Origin of the sequence: Streptomyces sp. NPDC007346, assembly GCF_040703535.1 — a bacterium.
Classification (GTDB): domain Bacteria; phylum Actinomycetota; class Actinomycetes; order Streptomycetales; family Streptomycetaceae; genus Streptomyces.
The window spans coordinates 1-18,060 of sequence record NZ_JBEYKR010000144.1 but is presented as its reverse complement, the minus strand read 5'-3'; the positions used below and the strand labels follow the sequence as shown (position 1 = coordinate 18,060).

The 18,060-nt window shown below is 72.8% G+C and carries 22 protein-coding genes; 12 read left to right on the top strand and 10 right to left on the bottom strand.

Features of this window, described 5'->3' with window-relative positions; translation table 11 throughout:
* Nucleotides 1–242: 242 nt before the first annotated feature.
* The 3 genes from AB0917_RS28050 to AB0917_RS28040 all read left to right on the top strand — a co-directional run bounded on the left by AB0917_RS28050 (nucleotide 243) and on the right by AB0917_RS28040 (nucleotide 2,817).
* Entirely contained in the window at nucleotides 243–1,256 is a 1,014-nt protein-coding gene (locus tag AB0917_RS28050) for an SPFH domain-containing protein (RefSeq protein ID WP_366822470.1), read from the top strand.
* A complete protein-coding gene (locus tag AB0917_RS28045) occupies nucleotides 1,253–2,152 on the top strand; it encodes a hypothetical protein (protein ID WP_366822469.1) in 900 nt (299 codons plus the stop codon). The genes AB0917_RS28050 and AB0917_RS28045 overlap by 4 nt, the downstream gene beginning before the upstream one ends.
* 137 nt (nucleotides 2,153–2,289) lie before the next feature.
* Entirely contained in the window at nucleotides 2,290–2,817 is a 528-nt protein-coding gene (locus AB0917_RS28040) for an NUDIX domain-containing protein (RefSeq protein WP_366822468.1), read from the top strand.
* Between the two features lie 18 nt (nucleotides 2,818–2,835).
* On the opposite strand, the gene AB0917_RS28035 is transcribed toward AB0917_RS28040, so the two are convergent.
* The 9 genes from AB0917_RS28035 to AB0917_RS27995 are packed head-to-tail and all read right to left on the bottom strand — an operon-like array spanning nucleotide 2,836 to nucleotide 10,990.
* Nucleotides 2,836–4,191 carry an ammonium transporter gene (locus AB0917_RS28035; protein ID WP_366822467.1) on the bottom strand — a complete coding sequence of 452 codons (1,356 nt, stop codon included), beginning with the start codon at nucleotides 4,189–4,191 and terminating at the stop codon, nucleotides 2,836–2,838.
* 48 nt (nucleotides 4,192–4,239) lie between these two features.
* Nucleotides 4,240–5,199 (bottom strand): urease accessory protein UreD, encoded by a 960-nt coding sequence (locus AB0917_RS28030; protein WP_366822466.1) that lies wholly within the window; start codon nucleotides 5,197–5,199, stop codon nucleotides 4,240–4,242.
* 1 nt (nucleotide 5,200) lies between these two features.
* On the bottom strand, nucleotides 5,201–5,821 hold the full coding sequence (gene ureG, locus AB0917_RS28025) for an urease accessory protein UreG (RefSeq protein ID WP_366822465.1): 621 nt from the start codon (nucleotides 5,819–5,821) through the stop codon (nucleotides 5,201–5,203).
* Nucleotides 5,822–5,859: 38 nt separating this feature from the next.
* Nucleotides 5,860–6,612, bottom strand: a complete 753-nt coding sequence (locus AB0917_RS28020) for an urease accessory UreF family protein (RefSeq protein ID WP_366822464.1) — start codon at nucleotides 6,610–6,612, stop codon at nucleotides 5,860–5,862.
* A 3-nt stretch (nucleotides 6,613–6,615) separates the two neighbouring features.
* A complete protein-coding gene (gene ureC / locus AB0917_RS28015; RefSeq protein WP_366822463.1) occupies nucleotides 6,616–8,340 on the bottom strand; it encodes an urease subunit alpha in 1,725 nt (574 codons plus the stop codon).
* Nucleotides 8,340–8,822, bottom strand: a complete 483-nt coding sequence (locus tag AB0917_RS28010) for an urease subunit beta (RefSeq protein ID WP_366822462.1) — start codon at nucleotides 8,820–8,822, stop codon at nucleotides 8,340–8,342. Before AB0917_RS28010 ends, ureC begins: the two co-directional genes overlap by 1 nt.
* Nucleotides 8,819–9,664: a cobalamin biosynthesis protein CbiX gene (locus AB0917_RS28005; RefSeq protein WP_366822461.1), complete on the bottom strand. Its 846-nt coding sequence runs from the start codon at nucleotides 9,662–9,664 to the stop codon at nucleotides 8,819–8,821. The genes AB0917_RS28010 and AB0917_RS28005 overlap by 4 nt, the downstream gene beginning before the upstream one ends.
* Nucleotides 9,665–9,667: 3 nt before the next feature.
* Nucleotides 9,668–9,973, bottom strand: coding sequence for an urease subunit gamma (locus AB0917_RS28000; RefSeq protein WP_366822460.1), 306 nt, complete (start codon nucleotides 9,971–9,973; stop codon nucleotides 9,668–9,670).
* Nucleotides 9,974–10,027: 54 nt separating this feature from the next.
* Nucleotides 10,028–10,990 (bottom strand): urea transporter, encoded by a 963-nt coding sequence (locus tag AB0917_RS27995; RefSeq protein ID WP_366822459.1) that lies wholly within the window; start codon nucleotides 10,988–10,990, stop codon nucleotides 10,028–10,030.
* A gap of 198 nt (nucleotides 10,991–11,188) precedes the next feature.
* Here AB0917_RS27995 and AB0917_RS27990 point away from each other — a divergent pair, with 198 nt between their 5' ends.
* From AB0917_RS27990 to AB0917_RS27950, 9 genes are all read left to right on the top strand, one after another.
* Complete coding sequence (locus AB0917_RS27990; RefSeq protein ID WP_366822458.1) at nucleotides 11,189–11,659, top strand: CrcB family protein; 471 nt, start codon at nucleotides 11,189–11,191, stop codon at nucleotides 11,657–11,659.
* Nucleotides 11,656–12,030 (top strand): CrcB family protein, encoded by a 375-nt coding sequence (locus AB0917_RS27985; protein WP_366822457.1) that lies wholly within the window; start codon nucleotides 11,656–11,658, stop codon nucleotides 12,028–12,030. Before AB0917_RS27990 ends, AB0917_RS27985 begins: the two co-directional genes overlap by 4 nt.
* A gap of 76 nt (nucleotides 12,031–12,106) precedes the next feature.
* On the top strand, nucleotides 12,107–12,511 hold the full coding sequence (locus AB0917_RS27980; protein ID WP_366822456.1) for an SHOCT domain-containing protein: 405 nt from the start codon (nucleotides 12,107–12,109) through the stop codon (nucleotides 12,509–12,511).
* Between the two features lie 105 nt (nucleotides 12,512–12,616).
* On the top strand, nucleotides 12,617–13,108 hold the full coding sequence (locus AB0917_RS27975; protein ID WP_366822455.1) for an ATP-binding protein: 492 nt from the start codon (nucleotides 12,617–12,619) through the stop codon (nucleotides 13,106–13,108).
* A gap of 171 nt (nucleotides 13,109–13,279) precedes the next feature.
* Entirely contained in the window at nucleotides 13,280–14,359 is a 1,080-nt protein-coding gene (locus AB0917_RS27970) for an acyl-CoA dehydrogenase (protein ID WP_366822454.1), read from the top strand.
* Nucleotides 14,356–15,120, top strand: a complete 765-nt coding sequence (locus tag AB0917_RS27965; RefSeq protein ID WP_366822453.1) for a PIG-L family deacetylase — start codon at nucleotides 14,356–14,358, stop codon at nucleotides 15,118–15,120. The genes AB0917_RS27970 and AB0917_RS27965 overlap by 4 nt, the downstream gene beginning before the upstream one ends.
* Nucleotides 15,117–15,743, top strand: coding sequence for an SAM-dependent methyltransferase (locus AB0917_RS27960; protein ID WP_366822452.1), 627 nt, complete (start codon nucleotides 15,117–15,119; stop codon nucleotides 15,741–15,743). Before AB0917_RS27965 ends, AB0917_RS27960 begins: the two co-directional genes overlap by 4 nt.
* Nucleotides 15,740–16,447, top strand: a complete 708-nt coding sequence (locus AB0917_RS27955; protein WP_366822451.1) for a glycosyltransferase — start codon at nucleotides 15,740–15,742, stop codon at nucleotides 16,445–16,447. The genes AB0917_RS27960 and AB0917_RS27955 overlap by 4 nt, the downstream gene beginning before the upstream one ends.
* Before the next feature lie 162 nt (nucleotides 16,448–16,609).
* Nucleotides 16,610–17,485, top strand: coding sequence for an SDR family oxidoreductase (locus AB0917_RS27950; RefSeq protein ID WP_366822450.1), 876 nt, complete (start codon nucleotides 16,610–16,612; stop codon nucleotides 17,483–17,485).
* Between the two features lie 99 nt (nucleotides 17,486–17,584).
* On the opposite strand, the gene AB0917_RS27945 is transcribed toward AB0917_RS27950, so the two are convergent.
* On the bottom strand, nucleotides 17,585–18,060 hold a 476-nt coding region (locus tag AB0917_RS27945; protein WP_366822449.1), incomplete at its 5' end, for a class F sortase.

The window sequence follows — 18,060 nt, the reverse complement described above, 5'->3', positions numbered from 1 at the left end:
GCTGGCGGTAGCTCTGGCGGCTCCCGACCGGGGGGTTGGCCGCCGGCACCGCCCCCGTCGTGTCCGAGCCGGACATGGCCGCCCCGCCCCGCCCGGGTTCCGGCCCCTGTCCCCCACCGACGCCCCGCCGCCCCGCCGGGGACCTGGCCCGACGGGCCGCCACACCCCCTTTTCGTCCCCTTGACGATATGACCCACTCCCCTTATCGTCGTAGTGACGCATTTGAGTCCGAGGGGGTCCCCATGGCCGACATCACCAGGCGCTTCGGCTGGCGCCATCTGCGCTCCGCGCCCACCGCCCACATCCGCCACCACAAGCGCGGCCGGCTCGCCCACGACGGGCGCGGGCTCAGTTTCTGGTACCGGTCGCTGTCGGCGGCGCTCTCCGAGGTGCCGGTCGACGACCGGGAGCTGGCCATGGCGTTCCACGCCCGTACGGCGGACTTCCAGGACGTCACCGTGCAGGCCACGGTCACCTACCGGGTCAGCGACCCGGCCCTGGCCGCCGACCGGCTGGACTTCTCCGTGGACCCGGACACCGGGAGCTGGCGCAGCGCACCGCTGGAGCAGATCGCCACCCTGCTCACCGAGACCGCCCAGCAGCACACGCTGGACGTCCTGGCCCGCACGCCGCTCGCCACGGCCCTGGTGGACGGGGTCGCCTCCGTACGCGAACGGGTCGCCACCGGTCTCGCCGCCGAGCCGAGGCTCCCGGCGACCGGCATCGACGTGGTGGCCGTGCGCGTCGTCGCGATCCGCCCCGAGGCCGAGGTCGAGCGCGCTTTGCGCACCCCGGCGCGCGAGCAGATCCAGCAGGAGGCGGACCGGGCGACCTACGAGCGGCGGGCCGTGGCCGTCGAGCGCGAGCGCGCCATCGCCGAGAACGAGCTGGCCAGCCAGATCGAACTGGCCCGTCGTGAGGAGCAGTTGGTGGACCAGCGCGGCACCAACGCGCGCCGGGAGGCCGAGGAGAAGGCGGTGGCCGACGGCGTACGGACCCAGGCGGAGGCGTCCCGGAAGGTGCGCCTGGCCCGCGCGGACGCCGAGGCGGCACGCGAGACCGGTTCCGCGCGCGCCGAGGCCCAGGCCGCCTGGCTGCGGGTGCACGGTGAGGTCGAACCGGCCACGCTGCACGCCCTGGCGGCGACCCGGCTCGCGGAGAACCTGCCGCGCATCGAGAGCCTCACCCTCTCCCCCGACGTCCTCACCGGACTGCTCGCCAGGCTCGGCCGGCCGGAAGGCGGGGCGGGAGCGTGAGCCTGGCGCCCCGGGCGGTGCTCGTGCACCGCAGGACCGAGTACGAGGAGCTGCTGGCCCGCCACGGGACGCACGGGCAGGCGGCGTTCTTCCTGTCCAGCCGGGGGCGCTCGATCGACGAGGTGGCCCGGCGCCACGAACGTACGCGCCAGGCCCTGCGGGACGTGGCGGCGGCCGTGCCGCTCACCTGGCGCAGCTCCCGGGTGGAGCGGGTGGACCTGGACCGGTTCCTCTTCGCGCCGCAGGACGTGGTGGTCGTGGTCGGCCAGGACGGGCTGGTGGCCAACGCCGCGAAGTACCTGTCCGGGCAGCCGGTGGTGGGCATCGACACCGACCCCGGGCGCAACCCCGGTGTCCTGGTCCGCCACCGCTGCGCCGACGCGGCCGCCCTGCTGCGCGCCGCAACGGCCTCCGGGGGCGGGGTGGAGGCGCTGACCATGGTCGAGGCGGTCGCCGACGACACCCAGCGGCTCGTCGCGCTCAACGAGATCTACCTCGGCCCGCCCGGCCACCAGACGGCCCGCTACCGCCTGGGCCCCGACGGCGGTTCGGCCCCCGGCGAGCCCCAGGCCTCCTCCGGGGTCCTCGTCGGCACCGGCACGGGCGCCACCGGCTGGCTGCGCTCCCTGTGGCTGGAGCGCGGGAGCACGGTGCCGCTGCCCGCGCCGTGCGACCCCCGGCTGCTCTGGTTCGTCCGCGAGGCCTGGCCCTCGCCCGCGACCGGCACCTCACTGGTCTCGGGCGAGCTGGGCCGGGGCCAGGGGCTGCGGCTCACCGTGGAGTCGGACCGGATCGTGGTCTTCGGGGACGGGATGGAGTCCGACGCCCTGGAGCTGACCTGGGGTCAGAGCGTACGGCTGGGCATCTCCGCGACCGCGCTGCGGCTGGTCGTCTGAGCAGGACCGGCTCACGGGCCGGCCCCGCGGTGTCGTTACGGTGTTCCGTGACGATCCCAGAGGTGCCGCAGGCGCAAAGGCGCCAGAGGTGCCGGCGAAGTTCCGGAGACGTTCCGGAAGAGCGGAGGCTCAGCCCCATGACCACCGGTTCCCGCACCGGCCCCGCCCGCAACACGCGCCCGCCCACCGCACAGGCGGCCCTCGGGGTCGGGGTGATCGTCGTGGACGGGCAGGGGCGCGTGCTCCTGGGAAGGCATCACAGCGGTACGTGGGAGCTGCCCGGCGGCAAGGTCGACCCGACGCACGAGTCGGTCGCGGCGGCCGCCGCCCGTGAGCTGCGCGAGGAGACCGGACTCGCCGTGGACGAGGGCGCGGTGGACGTCTTCGCGATGCTCCACGACGTGATCGGCGGGATCAACCGGATCAGCATGGCGGCCCTCGTACGCCTGGGTTCCGGGGTCCCCGAAGTCACCGAGCCGCACCTGATCAGCGCCTGGCGGTGGACCGCCCCCGAGGAGCTTCCCGCGCCGCTGTTCGACCCGTCGGCGCAGATCCTGGCGGCCTGGCGCCCGGACCTCGGCCTCATCCACCCGCCCGTTCACCTGCTGCGGATCGCCGGGGCGGACGGAGGGGACGGGGCGGGAGCGGCCGACCGCGACCGGTGAGGACCGTGGCCGGCCCGGTCAGCGCGACGCCTCCCGGTCCCGCAGCAGCTTGGTGATGTGCTGGACGATCTCCTCGTCGCTCGCGGCGCTCCTGGCCTTCCCCGAGACGAGGTCGTCGAGCCGTTCGGTGGTCAGGAAGTCGTAGGCGCGCTCCGCCTCCCGGCCGGGCACCTTGTCGTACTCCTCGGAGGCCCGGAACCCGACGGTCAGATCGACCGCCTTCGCGATGAGCCACGTCAGGATGAACGAGAACGCCATCACGGCGACGATCGCCACGAGCTGTTTGCCCAGCAGGCCCCAGCCGCCGCCCTGGAAGAGTCCCTTCTGACCGCTGATCCGCGCGGTCGCGAACAGCCCCACCATGATCAGCCCGATGAAACCGCCCACGCCGTGCACGCCGACCACGTCGAGGGTGTCGTCGACGCCGAAGCGGTACTTGAGGGTGACGGCGAAGGCACTCACCGCGCCCACGACCAGCCCGGTGACGACCGCGCCCAGCGTGTCGATCTCACCGCAGGCGGGCGTGATGGCCACCATGCCCGCGACGGCGGACGAGACGACCCCCATGGTGCTCACGCGGCCGGTGCGCCACTTCTCGACCAGCGGCCAGGTGACCATGGCGCCCGCCGCGCCCAGCTGCGTGTTGATGAAGGCGGCGGCCGCGTTGCCCTGGGTGTTGAGCGCGGAACCCGAGTTGAACCCGAACCAGCCGAACCAGAGCAGTCCCGCACCGATGACGACCAGCGGGATGTTGTTCGGCCGCTCCTCGCGGCGCGCGAAGTCGCGCGGCGCCCTCAGGACGAGGGCCACGGCCAGGCCCGCGACCCCGGAGTTGAGCTCCACCGGCAGTCCGCCCGCGAAGTCGAGTGCGCCCAGGTGCTTCACGATCCATCCGTCCTGGTCGAACACCCAGTGCGCGAGCGGCACATAGACGATCAGCAGCCACAGGACGACGAAGACCAGCCAGCCCTTCATCGTGGCCCGGTCGGCGATCGAGCCGCTGATCAGCGCGACGGTGATGATCGCGAACCCCATCTGGAACGTGCTGTAGACGTACGTGGGGATGCTGCCGGTCAGCGTGGTCAGCCCGATGTCGTGCATGAAGACGTGGTCGAGGTTGCCGATGAGCCCCGCACCCCCGACATCGGGGCCGAAGGCCAGCGTGTAGCCGACCGCCCACCACACCAGCGACCCGAAGGCCAGCGCGGCGAAGCTCATCTTGATCATCATCAGGACGTGCTTGGTGCGCACCATGCCGCCGTAGAAGAACGCCAGGGCCGGCGTCATCAGCAGCACCATGGCGGTGGCGGCGAGGAGCCAGGCCGTGTCGCCGGAGTCGTAGGCGGGTGGCATCGGTGCGGGAGCGGTGATCATCGGCGGGTTACCTCGCTGAAGGGGTCGACGGGTCGGGGGACACAGGCGTCAGGGCTTGCGGACCGCGGGTGCCGGGCAGCCGGTGAGGAGCCGGTGCACGGCGGCCCAGGCCGCCGTGTGCGCGGCGGCGACCCGGACGGGGCTGTCGTCCAGGAGCCGCAGCCAGGCGCCGCACTCCCGGGGCAGCACGCTCACCCCGTACGTGACTCCGTGGCCGGCCACCGCCTCGTGCAGGGCGTCGGCGACCTCGTCGGCCGGGGCCCGGTCGGTGACGGCGAAGAGCGAGCTGACGTGGTCGTGTCCGGCGAACACCGCCGGGCCCAGGACCCCGGCCCGGTCCCTCCCCGCGCTCAGGCGCAGCGTGTCGACGGCCAGGAGCGTGCCGTCGGGCCGGCTGATGCGCAGGTCGGCCGCGAGCACCCGGTAGTCGTGCCGCTCCCCCATGGCCAGCCGCCCCGAGGTCACCGTGTCGCCGAGCACGACCGTGGCGCCGGGGGCGACGGTGACCTCGGTGCGCTGGTGGAACCGCGATCCCCTGAACGGGATCAGCGGATCCGGCAGGTACTCCACGTACGCGCCTTCGTCCGCCGTCAGGTGGACCCGCTGGCTGGCGTAGTCGTGCTCCATCCGGAAGACCTTGGTGGCGGCCTGGGTCGTCAGGTGCACCTGCGTGCCGGGGCCGCACCGGAAGTCCATCCGGTAGCGGTCGGCCTGCGCCACACCGCCGCCGGTGGCCATCAGGCAGACGTAGGTCATGCCGGGCATGGCGGGGTCGGTCCACAGCGGCCGGATGATCTGGAGCGGTGACTTCTGGTAGCGCTCCACCAGCTCGGTGCGCCCGCCCCGCACGGCGAAGCCCAGGTCGAGGACGCCGACCTTGGCCGGGGAGCCCGGAGCGAGCGTGTCCGGCGCGGAGCCCAGGGCCGCCACCTCGGGGGGCAGCCGCTCGACGCTGTAGTAGCGGGGGTCGAGGCGGTCGGGCCTGATCCTCGTCGGCGCGGGCTCCATGTCAGATCAGCACCTTGCGGCGTGATTCGAGGAAGCCCGCCACGTCCTCGATACCGGCCCCGGTGAGGCAGTCGGTGAGGACGACCGGGCGGTTCTCGCGGACCCGGTGGGCGTCGGACTCCATGATGCCGAGGTCGGTGCGGACGTACTTCGCGATGTCGATCTTGTTGATGACGAGGAGGTCCGAGTCGGTGATGCCCGGCCCCCGCTTGCGCGGCATCTTCTCGCCCTCCGCGGTGTCCAGCACGAACACGAAGACGTCGGCGAGGGCGGGGCTGAACGTCAGGGTGAGGTTGTCGCCGCCGGACTCGTAGAAGAGGGTGTCCGTGTCGGGGAAGCGCTCCAGCATCTCGGCGCCGGCCGCGAGGTTCATCGTCGGGTCGTCGCGCACCGCGGTGTGCGGGCAGGCCCCCGTCTCGACGCCCACGACGCGCTCCGGTTCCAGGACGCCGTCCAGGGTGCGGCGCATGTGCTGGGCGTCCTCCTGGGTGTAGATGTCGTTGGTGATGACACAGGGGCGGCGGCCGCGCTCGATCATCAGCGGCACCAGCGCCTCGATGAGGGCGGTCTTGCCGGATCCGACCGGCCCGCCGATGCCGATGCGCAGTACGTTGTCGTCCATGGTTCTCCCTGGCTCGCGGTTCTGGTGGAGGGGGCGGATCAGCTGGCGAAGAGGCGGGCCTCGGCCCGTTCGTGACGGCACGACATGATGTCGGAGGCGAAGACGGTGGCGCCGACGTCGGCGAGCTCCCGCCGAAGCGCGGCGTCGACGGTCCTCTCGACGACGGGCGCCACGGCGTGGAGCATGGTCTGGGCCCGGCGGTGGTCGGTCAGCCGCAGCCGCAACGCCGCCCCCGCGAAGCTCGCGCAGAAGGCGAACAGGTCGGACGCGACGGCCTGGCGGACCGGGACCCCCGTCGCGGCGTAGACGATCCCGGCCGCCACGGCCTGCGTCCCGGGGACCTCACGGCGTACGACCCGTTGGAAGTACGCGCCGATCTCCGGCCGGTCGTAGACCTCGGCGGCGAGGTCGAGGAGCTGCCGGCCGGTACGGGTGGCGGCCCGGCGCATCTCCTGGCCCAGCTTGGTGGCGAAGAGGTGCTCGTCGACAGCCGCCACGGTCTGCGGCTGCCCCGCCCGGGTGGCGCGGTGGGCGAGGGCGAGCGCGGTGGCGTCGGCGGGGCCGACCCCGTGGAGCAGCAGGGACTCCAGCAGTGCCGGCAGGGTGTCGGGGTCCACCGCTCGGGCCTGGGCGAAGCCCTCCAGGCTGTGGGACAGGGTGTAGAAGCCGCTGGGGAAGGCGGAGTCGGTCAGCTGGAGGCTGACCAGCAGGTGCGCGAGCGGGGGCTCGGCGGCCCCCGCCCCCGCCCCCGTGCGGGGAGGGGCGGTGGTGTCCCGCTCTTCCTGGTACATCGCCTAGACCAGGAAGAACAGGTGGTTGAGGGGGAGTTCCTCGGCCGGGTCGATGGTGGCGACCTTGCCGTTGAGCGTGACCTTGAAGGTCTCCGGATCGACCTTGATGTCCGGCAGCGCGTCGTTGCGGACCATGTTGTGCTTGCCGATGGTCCGGGTGCGGCGGACCGGCAGGACGGTGCGTTCCAGGCCGAGCGCGGCCGGTACCCCTGCCGCGATGCCCGCCTGCGACATGAACGTGACGTGCGTGGCCTGCTGGGCCTTGCCGTACTGCCCGAACATCGGGCGGTAGATCACCGGCTGCGGGGTGGGGAGCGAGGCGTTGGGGTCGCCCATCTGCGCCCAGGAGATGATGCCTCCCTTGATGACCATCTTGGGCTTGGCGCCGAAGGAGTGGATGGGCCAGAGCACGATGTCGGCGAGCTTGCCCTTCTCGATCGAGCCCACGTGGTCGGCGATGCCGGTGGCGATGGCGGGGTTGATGGTCACCTTGGCGAGGTAGCGCAGGACGCGCTGGTTGTCGTTGCGCGCGGAGTCGCCCTCCAGCACACCGAGCTTGTCCTTGCAGTGGTGGGCGGTCTGGAAGGCGCGGGTGACCGACTCCCCGACGCGGCCCATGGCCTGCGAGTCGGAGGAGAACATGCTGATGACGCCGAGGTCGTGCAGCACGGTCTCGGCGGCGATGGTCTCGGCGCGGACCCGGCTGTCGGCGAAGGAGACGTCCTCGGGGATGTCGTGGCTGAGGTGGTGGCAGACCATGACCATGTCCAGCAGCTCGTCCACCGAGTTCTTGGTGTACGGCAGCGTCGGGTTGGTCGACGACGGCAGGACGTTCGGCTCGCCCGCCACCCGGAGGATGTCGGGGGCGTGTCCGCCGCCCGCGCCCTCGCTGTGGAAGGTGTGGATGGTGCGGCCGTCGATGGCCGAGCGGGTGTCCTCGAAGAACCCGCTCTCGTTGAGGCTGTCGGTGTGGATGGCGACCTGTACGTCGTGCGCGTCCGCGACGCTCAGCGCGTTGTCGATCACGGCGGGGGTCGCCCCCCAGTCCTCGTGGACCTTGAGCGCGCAGGCGCCCGCGACGACCTGTTCGTTGAGGGCCTCCGGCAGGCTGCCGTTGCCCTTGCCCATGATGCCGAGGTTCACGGGGACGCTCTCCGCGGCCTGGAGGAGCCGGGAGATGTTGTACGGGCCCGGCGTGCAGGTGGTGCCGTTCGAGCCGTCCGAGGGGCCGGTGCCACCGCCGATGAGGGTGGTGATGCCGTTGGTGAGGGCCTGTTCGGCCTGCTGAGGGGCGATGAGGTGGACGTGGGTGTCGATGGCTCCGGCGGTGGCGATCAGGTGCTCGCCCGCGATGGCCTCGGTCCCGGGGCCGATGATGAGGCCCGCGTCGACCCGGTCCTGGGTCTGCGGGTTGCCGGACTTGCCGATGCCGACGATGAAGCCGTCCTTGATGCCGATGTCGCACTTCACGACGCCGACGACGGGGTCGATGACCACCACGTTGGTGATCACGGTGTCGAGTGCCCCCTGGGCGCTGGTGGCCTGGGGGTCCGCCGCCATGCCGTCGCGCATGGTCTTGCCGCCGCCGTAGAGGACCTCGTCCCCGTACTGGCCCTCGCTGTAGTCCTTCTCGACCTCCACGACCAGGTTGGTGTCGCCCAGGTGGAAACGGTCGCCGACCGTCGGACCGAACATGTCGGTGTACTGCTTGCGCGGCAGGATGGGCATCAGCGCGAACCCTTCTTCTGCTGGGAGCTCTTCTGGTCGGGCTTCTTCCGGTCGGACTTCTTCTGTGTCTCGGACTTCTCCGGGGCCCCGGTCCCCGTCGGCGCCTCTCCCTGCGCGCCGGCGAAGCCCCGCTCGATCGCCTTGCGGACCGCCTCGACCTTGGCCGGGTGCGAGACGAGGCTGCCGTTGAGCAGGCCGCTGAAGCCGACCAGCCGCCCGGTCCCGGCGTACGCGCAGAGCTCCACCTCGCGTGTGCCGCCGGGCTCGACCCGTACGGAGGTGCCGGCGGGGATGTTGAGGTGCATGCCCAGCGCCCGCTGCCGGTCGAAGGAGAGCGCGGAGTTGACCTCGAAGAAGTGGTAGTGCGACCCGATCTGGATCGCCCGGTCACCGGTGTTCTCGACCGTGAGCCGGACGGTCCGGCGGCCGGCGTTGATCTCGATGGGTTCCTCGCCGTACAGATACTGCTGACGAAAGGTCATGCGGTGCTCCTGATGACGTGGTTCGCGCTGTGGACGTGCGGATGCGGGTGCGGGTGTGCCGGCCCGTGGTGGTGGTCCTCCCCCGGGAGGTGGGTGTGGTCGTGCCCCTCGCCGGGCGGGTGGGTGTGGTTGTGGCCGTGGTCGTCGGCGGCGGTCAGCCCGCCCGCGATCCCGTCGTCCCGCCGTTCGTTCCACCGCTGCCGGGCGTCGGCCACCCGCTCCGCCAGGACCCGGGCCAGTGCGGCGCGGGAGACCGTCGGTCCGGCGGAGGCGACGGTGAGGCCCGGCGCTCCGGGCGGCTCCGCGGGGGCGAAACCGGCGGTCAGCAGCGTCACCTCCGGCGCGCCGAGGAGTGCGCAGCGCCGTACCCCCTCGGCGGGGTCCGGGTCGCCGCCGGTGAGCGCCACCTCGACCAGCCGGTGGGCTCCGTGGCTCCGCACCAGCCGGGCGATCCGGTACAGCTCGGCGTCGGCGAACGGGTCCGCGGCCGGGGCGGTGACGAGCAGCGCCGACGAGGCCGGTACCCGGTTCGCCGCCGCCCGCAGCCAGGCGATCAGGTGGCGGTCGGTGCCGAACGGCTCGGCGAGCAGGGTCCCGAAGGTCTGCAGGGGCGGCAGCGCCCGGAGCGTACGGGCGGTGTCCGCGACGAGTTCCGGGTCCCTGCCCAGGGTCATCGGGACGACGCACGCCTGCTCACCGGCGCGCCGGAGGCGGGCCAGGGCACGGATCAGTTCGCGTCCGCCGGTGACGACGAGCACGTCGGGACCGGCGAGGTCGCGCAGTGCCGCGCCGTCTTCGGCCTCGTGGCCGCAGACGGCGACGGGGCGGCAGCGTTTCGCCACGGCTCAGCCGCCGATGGGGTCGTGGCAGGAGACCAGCTTGGTGCCGTCCATGAAGGACGCCTCGACCTGGAGCAGCCCGAGCATCTCCCGTACGCCCGGCATCGTGTCCTCCTCGGAGACGATCTGCCGGCCGAGTTCCATGCAGTCCGCGACGCTCCTGCCGTCCCGGGCCGCTTCGAGGATCGCCTCGGTGATCAGCGCGACGGACTCGCTGTAGTTGAGCTTGAGGCCACGGCCCTGGCGTTTGCGGGCCAGATCGGCCACCACGTACACCAGCAGCTTGTCGATCTCGCGGGGGGCGAGGTTCATCGTCGGTACCTTCCTGAGGATGTCGTGTCGTGGGCGCGGACGGGCGGGGGCGGGTCAGTCGCTCCGGCGCAGGCGCGGCAGCAGGGGGACCGCGGCCATGAGCGCCCAGGTCGTGAGGATGAACGGCCAGGTGAAGGTGTGGCCGCCGAAGGGTTTGAAGAAGGAGGTCAGCGATGCCGTGAGGCCGGTGCTGGCCACGGCACCGAAGAGCGCGTAGGCGCCGTTCGCGACCGTCCCGCTGAGGAAGACCGCGCCCAGGGCGATGGCGACCAGGACGGCGTTGTACCCGTAGATGCCCTCCCTGATCTGCTCGGTCGGGGCACCGAGGGCCCAGGCGGCCACGATGCTCACGACGCTGCCGGCCGCCGCGAACAGGACCACCCGCACTCCGGCGAGCGCCAGTCCGACGAGCATGATGAGCCCGACGTACCACTCGTCCACCAGGAAGACCTGCGACACGTTGGTGAAGAAGGCGTGCCAGAGGTCGTCCCAGGAGATGGCGGTCTCCCCCGAGGTGGGCGAGGAGACCTGCTTGGGAGCGCCGTTCCAGATGCGGCTGAAGGACGGGGCGCCGAGCACCATGACACCCGAGACCAGGCAGAAGGGCGCGGTGAGCGCGGTCAGGCCGTACGGGCCGAGCAGGGTGGTGAGCGTCGCCGTGAGCACGGTGCACAGGACGGCGCCGGTGACGGCGAGGACGTAGGTGGCCGGGTGGTGGCCGAGCGAGATGACCAGTGCGATGCCGGTGAGGCAGCCGCTGTAGCCCTGGAGCCCGAGGACGATGTTCGACCGGTCCACCCCCAGGGCGTACGCGGTGGCCGTGGAGACCAGGGTGCCCAGGGTCGCGAAGAGGCCGATCTCCCAGCCGGCGCTCCACAGCGCGGCGAGGATGACGAGTCCGGTCCAGATGAGGGGCTGGAGATCCACCTGCCCCACTCCGCGTACCGAGGCCAGAAGGTAGCCGGAAGGCTCTCGTTCCTGCAGTTCTCCGACGATGTCCGGTTCGGTGACGGGCACGGATGACTCCGACCTTCGAAGAGAGGTCCGGGCAGCCGGGCCCGTCCCTCTGGTGTGGACCTGCGCTCAGGGGGTGTCACACCCAGCAGACGACGAGTCCGCGAGTTGTGCGAGGTTTCACTAGGCCGTTCAGACCTGACGGTTCACCGTGTCCGCGTCGCCCGCAAACCATCGCATCACGGCCCATACGGTACGGACATGCCCGAGAAGATGGCCTTGCACGCCCGCACCCACCCGGACCACCATCCCGGCGGCCTGCTCCCCGTCGTGGCCGCGGTGGCGGTCGGTGGAGCCGCCGGAGCCGCCGCCCGCTACGGCGCCGAGCTCCTGTGGCCGACCGGCCCGACGGACTTCCCCTGGACGATCCTGCTGGTCAACGTGGTCGGGTGCTTCCTGATGGGTGTCCTCATGGTCACCCTCAAGCTGCGGTTCCCCGCCGCCCCTCGTCTCGTCAGCCCCATGCTGGGCACCGGGGTGCTCGGCGGCTTCACCTCGTTCTCGCACTACGCCGACGGGGCGCGCCAGCTGTTCGAGGCGGACCGCCCCGGCTATGCGACGGGCAGCCTCCTGCTGACCGTGGTGGCAGCCCTGGCGGGGGTGACGGCGGGGGCGCTGGCCGCCCACGCCGTCCTCCGCGACGGCTACGGCGCCCGGGGCGGTGCGCGATGACCGACTGGCTTCTCGTCATCGCCGGAGCGCTCGTCGGGGCCCCGGTGCGCTATCTGCTCGGAGTGGGCGCCAAGCACCGGCTCGGCGGCTCGTACCCCTGGGGCACGTTCGCGGCGAACGCGGCCGCCTGCGCGGTCCTGGGGTTCGTCGCCCAGGGCGCGGCCGGAGGCGACCTGGGATCGCGGCTCAGCCTGCTGCTGGCCACCGGTTTCTGCGGCGCGCTGTCGACGTGGTCGACCTTCTCGTACGAGCTTCTGACGCTCACCTCCGCCCGCCGTCTCCTCGTCGCGGCGGGCTATCTGGTGCTCAGCGTCGGTGCGGGCGTCGGGCTCTCGTACGCCGGGGCGGCGGTGGCGCGCGCGGTGTTCTGAACGGGTGGCTACGGATGCGGAGAAAGGGGGCTGAACGTATGAATGAGGGACCATCCGCTCGAACGGAGTTGGCCCCATGGACGATTACCCGCTCCTGAACCTCTTCCTGACCATGCTGTACCTGTTCCTCTGGGTCATGTGGTTCTTCCTGCTGTTCAAGGTGGTGACGGACCTCTTCCGCGACCACTCGCTGAACGGCTGGGCCAAGGCGGGCTGGCTGGTCCTCGTGATCCTCCTGCCCTACCTGGGCGTGCTGCTCTACCTCATCCTCCGCGGCCGCAGCATGCAGGAGCGCGACGCCAAGGTGGCCAAGGAGTCGGAAGCGGCCTTCCGGCAGTACGTGCGGGAGGCCGCGCACAGCGAGGGCCCCTCCGGCGGCACCGGCCATGTGAGCGACCTGGCGAAGCTCGCCGACCTCAAGGACAGGGGCGCGCTCAGCGCGGAGGAGTACGAGAGGGCGAAGGCGAAACTCCTCGTCTGACGGGGTGCCCGGATTCTCTTCCCGCACCGAGGCCTGAAACGTGTGGCCCGGGGTAGGCGGCCTGCGCAATGCTGCGCGCGCGGCCGATCTGACGGGGGACATGTGATGGACCAGCTGCTGGAGTGTGGGAGGAACGGGCAGGTACGGCCGGAGGCGGAAGCCCTCACCGTGCAGGCCAGTTCCGCGTACGACATGGGCTCGGGAGAGATCGCCCGAGCCCGGGACTTCGTCCGTGGCTTCCTCGCCGACGCGCAGGCGGCGCACGGTGTGCGCGTGGCGCCGCGGGCGCTGGATGTCGCGCAGCTGGTGGTGAGCGAGCTGGCCACGAACGTCTGCAAGTACGCGCCCGGCCCGTGCCTGCTGGACGTCGAGGCGGGCGAGGGCATGCTGGACATCACCATGTGGGACTCGGGCCCCCTGCTGCCCGCCGCCTCGCAGGCCGACCCCACGCGCACGGGCCGGCACGGGCTGGAGATCGTTCTCATGGTCTGCCAGAGCTTCGAGGTGCGCCGCGAGCCGGTGGGCAAGCGCGTCCGCGTCCGGATATCGCTGCTGGACGACCCGCAGGGCGATCCGGCGGGCCACGCGTCCTGGTAGCGGCCTGCCACGAGCGGCCATCAGGTGTAGGGCCGCGATCCAGGGGCACCCAGAAGCGCGGGCCGTGGGAAAGGGCGATCGTGGAACAGCGCCCGCGTCCCCCGATTCCCCAGGGGCGGCGGGCCCCTGGCAGCCGATGGCCGGCGAGGGACGGAGCAAGGAGTGCCGCCGATGCGTGACGTAACCCCTCTGCCGACCGGCATCGAGCCGTCCTACGGCGGTGACGCGCCCGCGGACACCGCGGGCCCGGCCGCGCTCACGGCCCGCCGCGTGGCTGACCGGTTCACCCGCTTCGTCGACGCCGTGACGGTGGGCACCGTCGAGGCGCCGTTGCCGGGCGGTGGTCGCACCGCTGCCCGGTTCGACGTGCTGTCCGCGGTGGCGGAGGACGATCTGTGTGCCGCCCGGCTGGCGGAGGGCCATCTCGACGCCGTGGCGATCCTGGCCGAGCTGGACGGCGCTCCGGTGGGACCGGGCCAGCGCTGGGGGGTGTGGGCCGCCGAACCGCCGGGCTCCGGTCTGACCGCGACCCGTGGCCCGGACGGCTGGGTGCTCGACGGTCTCAAGCGGTACTGCTCCGGAGCGCACAGCTGCACCCACGCCCTGGTCACCGCCACGGCCGAGGACGGCCGGCGGCTCTTCGCCGTCCGTACCGGCGTCCGCGGAGCGCAGCCGGGTGGGGCGGGCCCGGGGTGCCGGCCGGTGCCCGGCACCTGGCGGGCGATCGGCATGGCCGGCAGCGACAGCCCCGACGTCCGCTTCACCGGCGTTCCCGCCACCGCGGTCGGCGGGGTGGAGGCGTACCTGCGCCGGCCCGGCTTCCACCACGGCGGGGTCGGCGTGGCCGCGTGCTGGTACGGCGGGGCGCAGGCGGTGGCCCGGGTGCTGTTCACCCGGGCGGAGCAGCGCGCCGACCCGTTCACCGATGCCCGCACCGGCGCGGTGGACCTGGCGCTGTACACGGCCGGTACGGTGCTGCGCCGGGCGGCCGAGGAGATCGACCTGGACCCGTTCGACAAGGCGGGAGGGGCCGCGCTGCGTGCGCTGCGGGTGCGGGCCCTGGTGGCCGAGGTGTGCGAACAGGTCCTGGGCCACGTCGGCCGGGCGACCGGCGCGGGGCCGCTGTGCCACGACGAGCGGCATGCTCGGGCCGTCGCCGACCTGGGCGTCTATGTGCGCCAGCACCACGCGGAACGGGACCTGGCGGCTCTGGGCCGGCTGGTCGCGCGCGGACCGGAGGACGACCGATGAGCACCTGGAGCCCGGAGGGCCACGCGGACGCCATCCAGGCGCCGGGCACCGACGAGGCGCTCTGGCGCGCGTGGCACGGCTGGGACCGGCTCCCGGATTACGCGCTCCCGGAGGCGGGGCGGGTGGTGGTGGTCGCCGCCCATCCCGACGACGAAGTGCTGGGCGTGGGCGGCGCCATCGCCCGGCTGGCGGTGGCCGGTCTCACCGTGACCGTGGTGTCGGTCACCGACGGCGAGCGCTCGCACCCGGACTCCGCGGTGCTCTCCCCCGGGGAGCTCGCGGGTCTGCGGGCCCGGGAGCTGGAGGCGGCACTGGCCGAGCTGGGGGTGCCCCGGGCCGAGATCGTACGGCTGGGGCTGCCCGACACGGGGGTGGGCGGTCACGAGGGCGCGCTGTCCCGCGAACTGGCCGCCCTGATGTCCGGTGCGGCGCTCTGCCTGGCGCCCTGGACCGAGGACGTGCACAGCGATCACGAGGCGGCCGGGCGCGCCGCCCTGGCCGCCTCGCGGGCGGCGGCCGTGCCGTGCGCCCTGTATCCGGTCTGGATGTGGCACTGGGCCGAGCCCGGCGACAGCCGGGTCCCGTGGGAGCGGGCTGCCCGGATCGTCCTGCCGCCCGCGGCACAGGCCCTCAAACGCGCCGCCGTCAGCCGGTTCACCACACAGATCCGGCCGCTCGGCCCCGCTCCTCAGGACGCGGCCGTACTGCCTCCGGAAGAGCTGACCCACCATCTGCGCGGCTGGGAGGTGGTCTTCGCATGAGCCGTCCCGCCACGCCGGCCACGTACTTCGACGCCATGTACCGCACCGCGGAGGACCCGTGGAGCCTGGCCGAGCGGTGGTACGAGCGCCGCAAGTACGACCTGACCGTCGCGGCCCTGCCGCAGCCCCGCTATCGCCGGGCGTTCGAACCCGGCTGCTCCGTCGGGGAGCTCACCCGGCGTCTGGCGGATCGCTGCGACTCCGTGCTCGCCTGCGACCGGGTCGAATCCGCCGTGGGGACCGCACGCCGGCGCACCGCCGGGCTCCCCCACGTCTCGGTCCGGCACATGCTGCTGCCCGAGGAGTGGCCCGAGGGCTCCTTCGACCTGATCGTCCTCTCCGAACTCCTCTACTACCTGGACGGGAGGACACTCGACACGGTGCTGCGGCGGACGGTGGCGTCCCTGGAGCCGGAGGGCACCCTGGTCACCGTCCACTGGAACCATCCGGTGGAGGAGCACCTGGCCACCGGGGCTCAGATCGCACGGCGCGTCACCACCCAGCCCGGCCTCGTCCTGCTCGCCGACCACCGTGAGGAGGACTTCGTCCTCCAGGTCCACCGGCGGACCACGGCCGACGGCCAACGGCCCGCCGGGGTCGCCGCCCGGGAAGGACTCGTGTGAGCGCGGGGACCGTCGCCGTGGTCATCCCCGCCCATGACGAGGAGGCGTTGCTGCCGGCGGCGCTCGCCGCGGTCGGCCGGGCGGCCCGCCACCCCGGGCTCGCCGCCACCCGGGTCCTGACCGTCGTGGTGGCGGACGACTGCCGCGACCGTACGTCCGCGGTGGCCCGCGACGCCGGGGCGTCCGTGGTCGCCACCGGCTACCGCAACCCCGGCCGGGCCAGGGCCGCCGGCGTCGGCCACGCCCTGGCCCGAGCAGGCGCCGCGACGCCCGTCACCTGGATCGCGACGACCGACGCCGACAGCGTGGTCCCGCACGACTGGCTGGTGCACCAGCTGGCCGGGGCCCGGGAGGGCTGGCAGGCGGTCGTCGGTACCGTCGTCCTGCCGTCCACCTCGCCGCTGGCCGTGCCCCACCGGATCCGTTACGAGGCGACCCGGCCGCCGAAGGGGGCCCCGTGGGCGCACCCCCATGTCCACGGCGCCAACCTCGGCGTCAGCACCGCCGCCTACCTCGACGTCGGCGGCTTTCCCCCACTCGCCACCGGCGAGGACCACGCCCTGGTCGAGGCCCTCGAACACCGGGGCCACCGCGTGTTGCGCACCGCCCGCTGCCCGGTCCTCACCTCGCCCCGGCTCCAGGCCCGCGCCCGCGGCGGCTTCGGCGACCACCTCGCCGCGATGACCCGCCCGGCCGAAGCCTGAGAGGTCTCCGGAGGGGTTTCCTGAGAGGTTCCCTGAAAGGCCTGTGGAAAGGGCGCCCGGGGCTGCCGGCGGGATGCGCACTCCCCACACAGTGACCATCATGACGACGGGGGAGATTCCGCCCCCGTTCGACAGGGGCCCTGTTGTTGCCGAAGGAGTCTCGTGACCGACCGGAAGCACGTTCTGAGCGGCCGTACCGCGGTGGTGACCGGTGCCGCACGCGGCCTCGGCCAGGCCGTCGCCCATGAGCTGGCCGACCGAGGCGTCCGCGTGGCACTGCTCGGCCTGGAGGAGGAAGCCCTCGCCCGGACAGCCCACCACCTCCCGACGGCGTCGCACCACTGGCACGTGGACGTCACCGACGACGAGGCGATGGCCCGTGTCGCCGAGGACATCGCCCGCCGGCTGGGCCCGGTCTCCGTCGTCGTCGCCAACGCGGGCGTGGCCGAGGGGGGACCCTTCACCGACTCGGACCCGGACAGCTGGCGGCGGGTGATCGAGGTCAACCTCGTGGGCAGCGCCGTCACCGCGCGGACGTTCCTGCCGCAACTGCTCCGCACCCGCGGCCACTACCTGCAGATCGCCTCGCTCGCATCGATCGGCGCCGCGCCGATGATGAGTGCGTACTGCGCCTCCAAAGCGGGGGTGGAGTCCCTCGCCCACTCCCTGCGCGCCGAACTGGCCCCCCGAGGGGTCGGCGTGGGAATCGCCTATCTGAACTGGATCGACACCGACATGATCCGCGACGCCGACCAGCACGCCGTGCTGCGCGAGCTTCGGGCCCACATGCCGCCGCCCGCCCGCAGGACCTACCCCGCGCAGTACGTCGCCCGTCGAGTGGTCACAGCGGTCGAGCGGCGGTCCCACTCCGTGTACGTGCCGGGGTGGCTCCGGTGCGTACAGGCGGTGCGTGCCGCTCTGCCGGGGCCGGTCGCCCGGCTGACCCGCCGGGAGCTGATCCGCTCGCAGTTCACCGGGACGGGGCTGCTCGGAGCCGGAGGGCGAGCCGCGGAGTCGGCCGGCCGATCGCGGGCCTGACGCCGGGGCCGTCACCTAAGGCGGCGCCGGAGACCGGAGACCGGGGACGGCCCCGCGCGCCGCCCTCAGGACTTCCGGGCCCTCAGGGCTTCCGGACCCTCAGGCCTTCCGGACCTCGGTGAGGTGGGCGAACACGACGACGTTGGCGGCATAGCCCGCCTTCTTGTCGAAGCGTCCGCCGCAGGTCATCAGCCGCAGCTCCGGCCGTCCCCTGTATCCGTACACCTCCTTGTCGGGGAACGAGGTCTTCTGGTAGGTGCGGACGGCGTCGACGGTGAAGACGGCGGTCCGCCGGTCGGCCCGCGTGACGTGGACGGTGTTGCCCGGACGCAGCATGCTGATGTTGAGGAAGACGGCCGGTCCGGTCAGGGTGTCCCGGTGACCGACCGCGAGCGCGGTCCCCCGCTCGCCCGGCGCCGGCCCGTCGCCGTACCAGCCGACCAGCTCGGGCTTGCTGATGGGCGGGGTCCCGGGGTGGCATACCGGCAGGCAGTCGGCGGTCATGGACGTGCAGGCGATGCCGGGGGTGCTGGTGCAGCTGGCGTCGGCTTCGGCAACCCGCGCCGGGTCGGCCT

Coding starts and splice junctions, on each gene's coding strand:
- AB0917_RS28050 (WP_366822470.1), top strand. CDS start 243: ATGGCCGACATCACCAGGCGCTTCGGCTGGCGCCATCTGCGCTCCGCG.
- AB0917_RS28040 (WP_366822468.1), top strand. CDS start 2,290: ATGACCACCGGTTCCCGCACCGGCCCCGCCCGCAACACGCGCCCGCCC.
- AB0917_RS28035 (WP_366822467.1), bottom strand. CDS start 4,191: ATGATCACCGCTCCCGCACCGATGCCACCCGCCTACGACTCCGGCGAC.
- AB0917_RS28030 (WP_366822466.1), bottom strand. CDS start 5,199: ATGGAGCCCGCGCCGACGAGGATCAGGCCCGACCGCCTCGACCCCCGC.
- ureG (WP_366822465.1), bottom strand. CDS start 5,821: ATGGACGACAACGTACTGCGCATCGGCATCGGCGGGCCGGTCGGATCC.
- AB0917_RS28020 (WP_366822464.1), bottom strand. CDS start 6,612: ATGTACCAGGAAGAGCGGGACACCACCGCCCCTCCCCGCACGGGGGCG.
- ureC (WP_366822463.1), bottom strand. CDS start 8,340: ATGCCCATCCTGCCGCGCAAGCAGTACACCGACATGTTCGGTCCGACG.
- AB0917_RS28010 (WP_366822462.1), bottom strand. CDS start 8,822: ATGACCTTTCGTCAGCAGTATCTGTACGGCGAGGAACCCATCGAGATC.
- AB0917_RS28000 (WP_366822460.1), bottom strand. CDS start 9,973: ATGAACCTCGCCCCCCGCGAGATCGACAAGCTGCTGGTGTACGTGGTG.
- AB0917_RS27990 (WP_366822458.1), top strand. CDS start 11,189: ATGCCCGAGAAGATGGCCTTGCACGCCCGCACCCACCCGGACCACCAT.
- AB0917_RS27985 (WP_366822457.1), top strand. CDS start 11,656: ATGACCGACTGGCTTCTCGTCATCGCCGGAGCGCTCGTCGGGGCCCCG.
- AB0917_RS27980 (WP_366822456.1), top strand. CDS start 12,107: ATGGACGATTACCCGCTCCTGAACCTCTTCCTGACCATGCTGTACCTG.
- AB0917_RS27975 (WP_366822455.1), top strand. CDS start 12,617: ATGGACCAGCTGCTGGAGTGTGGGAGGAACGGGCAGGTACGGCCGGAG.
- AB0917_RS27970 (WP_366822454.1), top strand. CDS start 13,280: ATGCGTGACGTAACCCCTCTGCCGACCGGCATCGAGCCGTCCTACGGC.
- AB0917_RS27965 (WP_366822453.1), top strand. CDS start 14,356: ATGAGCACCTGGAGCCCGGAGGGCCACGCGGACGCCATCCAGGCGCCG.
- AB0917_RS27960 (WP_366822452.1), top strand. CDS start 15,117: ATGAGCCGTCCCGCCACGCCGGCCACGTACTTCGACGCCATGTACCGC.